Below are 3,424 nucleotides of genomic sequence, written 5' to 3'. Positions count from 1 at the left end.
TATTACTAACTATCTTTACTTTATTTAGCCGTCCAGCCCCCATCGACGGTCAGCATAGAACCCACTACGTAACTGGCCGCATCGCTGGCTAAGAAGATTGCTGCACCCTGAATTTCTTTTAGTTCGCCCCATCGGGCTAAGGCTGTAGCACCTACGATGAATTTCTTCGCTTCTTCGGTTTCGGCTATGGGAATATTCATCTCGGTAAGGAACGGGCCGGGACAGATAGCATTTACGTTAATGTTGAACGAAGCCAGTTCTAAAGCCAACGCACGAGTCATTTGCACTACGGCACCTTTACTAGCGGTATAGGGCGTTCGATTTGCTAAACCTACCAATCCTAGGGTACTAGCTAAGTTGATAATACTGCCTCGCTGCTGCTGCTTCATTTGAGGAGTTACCGCCCGGGAGCAGAGCCAAGTACCCGTTACGTTCACGTCCATCACCTGTTTGAACTCTTCCTCAGTTACCTCGTCAATCGCTCCGCGAATATTGATTCCGGCACTATTAATCAAAATGTCTATTCGTCCAAAGGCATCCAGCGTAGCTTGGGCCATGGCTTCGGTCTGCTTTTGGTTGGTCACATCAGCGGAGAATGCGTTGGCTTTAGCTTCGTACGTATCGTTTAACTGTTCTGCCGCTTGTTGGCCCTCGGCTTCGTTTCGGTTGACCAGCATTACATTGGCTCCCGCCGAAGCTAATCCGGCAGCCATGGCTAAACCTAGTCCTTTGGAGCCACCGGTAACAATGGCGGCCTTTCCGCTTAAATCAAACTGACTGATTCCAGGAAGTTTTTCGTTACTCATAGTTAGGTTGTTGATAGTTTAGGTGATGGGTAAGCTAGTTCGGCTGTAAGCTAAAGAATTTCTAACATTTTCTTCTTCTACAGCTAATTTTCCAACTGGATTGAGACTAGAAATAAGAGGCAAATCGGTAGGATGCTTATTCTCCCGTACCATTCGCAAGGTCCGGGCTAGTTCTTTGCCGTTTACTTCGGGAAAGGTAGCCCAGTAGTCCTCAGTGAGGCAAGGAATCTTCAGCGGGTCGCGAGTAATCATCTCCAGATTGAAAACGATATCTGGATTGTGCTTTTGGCAGAGAGAAACAATTCGCGGTAAATCCAGCATTCCTTCGCCCAACTGCACTTCCGACATTAAGAAACCATCTTCGCACTCTTCAAACGCCATGTCTTTTACATGGGTAGAAAATACGAAGGGCACCAGCATTTCTACCACTTCCATTGGGTCTTCCATCAGTGAGATACTATTGCCAAAATCGAGCGTAACTCCCACCCACTCACTACCCAAATGCTGAAGAATATCTACTAACTCTGGGGCGCGCCAATCTTTATGATTCTCTACTGCTAATCGCATCTGGTGTTTGCGTACGATGGGTTCGACCAATTCTAGCGACTTGATTGACTGCTGCTTAAAATCTTGAAAAGCTTCTAAAGAATCGAAGGTTTCGTAGCGTCTTCCGCCCAGACAAACTGTCCTTATCACTTGAGCACCTGCTTCTTTTGCTAACTTAATTTCCTGCTCAAAAGCGGAAACCTCGTCGGTAGATTTGGGTAACCGGATTGACCCCTCTACGTAAAGTCCTAGCTGCTCTCTCCGACTACGAACTTTCCCCGCGAAATCTTGGGTCCAGTTACGAACTCCCACTTGTATTCCGCCTCCACCTACTTGATGGCAGTGTTCCAGCAAATCCAGCGCGTTCTGAAAACCGGGATATTTCTCACTGTTTGTTTGGGAGTGCCAACGGTGAGAGTAGGTATGTACCACTAGCCCCATTGGTACATTTTTAAAAGGTTGAGCAAGGACTGGAGAAGCAAAAGCAGTAGCGGCTACTAAGGCACTCTTTTGTAGAAAAGAGCGGCGGTTTATCTTGGTTGGGAGAAGATTTTGAGACGATACGTTGGTTGAGGTAGTCATGGTTAGTACTTATTTTATTGGTTCGTCGCCGTAGGCAGCTCCCGAATATGCTGATTTAATTCCTTTGCTGTCCAAGGCACCACTCTTCCTTGCGATGTATGGCGAGTAGTACCCACCAAATTACCACTCACCGGGTCAGCTTGATTACCCCAGGCATTCCGAATGTAATTCATAATTGCTGTTAGCTCGGTATTGCCCATCGTAGAATGTGCGGGCATAACAGGTAAAATATCTGGGGCATCGTAAATTTTATCGCCTACCTTAACTGGCCCTTCTAAGCCATGCAATAGCAGCAGTGCCAACCGTTTTTGATCACCCAGTACCCAATCTGATGATACCAGCGGCGGAGCAAACCGGCTGATTCCTTCGCCCTCGTTACCGTGGCAACCTGCACAGGTAGTTAGATAGTGCTGACGACCTAAGGCAAACTGCTGTTGAGCTTTTTCACCCAAACGATTCTGCTTTGGTAAATCGTCGGACCCAACAGTGTGGCCGGGCCAAGAGAACAGTGAAGCGATAGCCTGTTGTTGGGTAGGAGTGATATTAGGATGGGTTCGAGTTAGTACTTTTGGGGCTTCGGGTAATAACGCTAGCTTTTCCGACTCCTGAATGCCTTGTACTGATAATCCATTCACAATGGCTTGTCCTTGCCAGTCTAATGATTGGTTAGTACCTACATCTGAGAGAAGAGCGATCAATTCTTCCGCATTACCTTTATTCACAATTGCGGTAGTTAGGGTCTCTAATAAAATTTTTCGCGCTTGGGAAGCTTGTTGCCAATCGGGTTGCTGACGCAAATGCTGCGTAAAAGCGTACTCTAAATCTTGTAAACTGCTGAGCACCGCATCGCGTATCAGAGCCGAAGTATCGTATCGGATTAAGAGATCGGTTAAAAGCTGGTAAGCAAAATTGGGGGCTAGCTGACTAGCAGACAGCGCCATTTGCAGACTCAGCTCAATTGGGGAGGTTTTAGAATTGCTTAATAGCTTCTTAGCAAGCTGCTGTTGGATTTCGGATTCTTCTTCTGCTAGAGGCTCTAATAATCGAAGAGCAGTAGTACGAACCAGGGAACTGCCTTCGGATAGTAGTGAAAATAGCAACTCCGAATCAGTAGCCTTCAGTCCTTCAAGAGTCCAAAGAGCGTGAAATTGGGCTAAATAATTCTCACTATTCTTCGCCAACTCTTCCAACGCTGGAATAGCACTTACATCTCGACGTTCTACTAGCAAGCGTTGAGCCATATCGCGGTACCAGCCATCAGCGTGGGATAGGTACGGCACCAATTCTTCGGAAGCAAGCTGGGAGAGATTGGTTGTTTCTGGGGCCTGCCAGTTCTGCGGTACTACCCGCCAGATGCGCCCTCGGTTAATCGATTGATCCAATTTGCGTCGCTGGGTTTGCTCCTTCAAATAAGGGGTCATATACGCCCCATGCTGAATGATGCCCCGGTACATGTCGGCAACATACAAAGCTCCATTGGGTCCAGAAGC

3 protein-coding genes are annotated in these 3,424 nt (G+C 47.4%); all 3 read right to left on the bottom strand.

The annotated features are described in order from the left end of the window. Positions 1 to 20: 20 nt before the first annotated feature. Positions 21 to 806, bottom strand: a complete 786-nt coding sequence (locus WBA23_RS00125) for an SDR family NAD(P)-dependent oxidoreductase (protein WP_424580197.1) — start codon at positions 804 to 806, stop codon at positions 21 to 23. 18 nt (positions 807 to 824) lie between these two features. After that, positions 825 to 1,934, bottom strand: a complete 1,110-nt coding sequence (locus WBA23_RS00120) for a sugar phosphate isomerase/epimerase family protein (protein WP_424580196.1) — start codon at positions 1,932 to 1,934, stop codon at positions 825 to 827. A 14-nt stretch (positions 1,935 to 1,948) separates the two neighbouring features. Continuing rightward, positions 1,949 to 3,424 (bottom strand): DUF7133 domain-containing protein (locus WBA23_RS00115; protein WP_424580195.1); only part of this gene is annotated, 1,476 nt, incomplete at its 5' end.

The sequence above is a fragment of the Tunicatimonas sp. genome, from assembly GCF_049647865.1.
GTDB lineage: Bacteria > Bacteroidota > Bacteroidia > Cytophagales > Cyclobacteriaceae > Tunicatimonas.
This window is presented reverse-complemented; position numbering and strand designations above follow the sequence as displayed.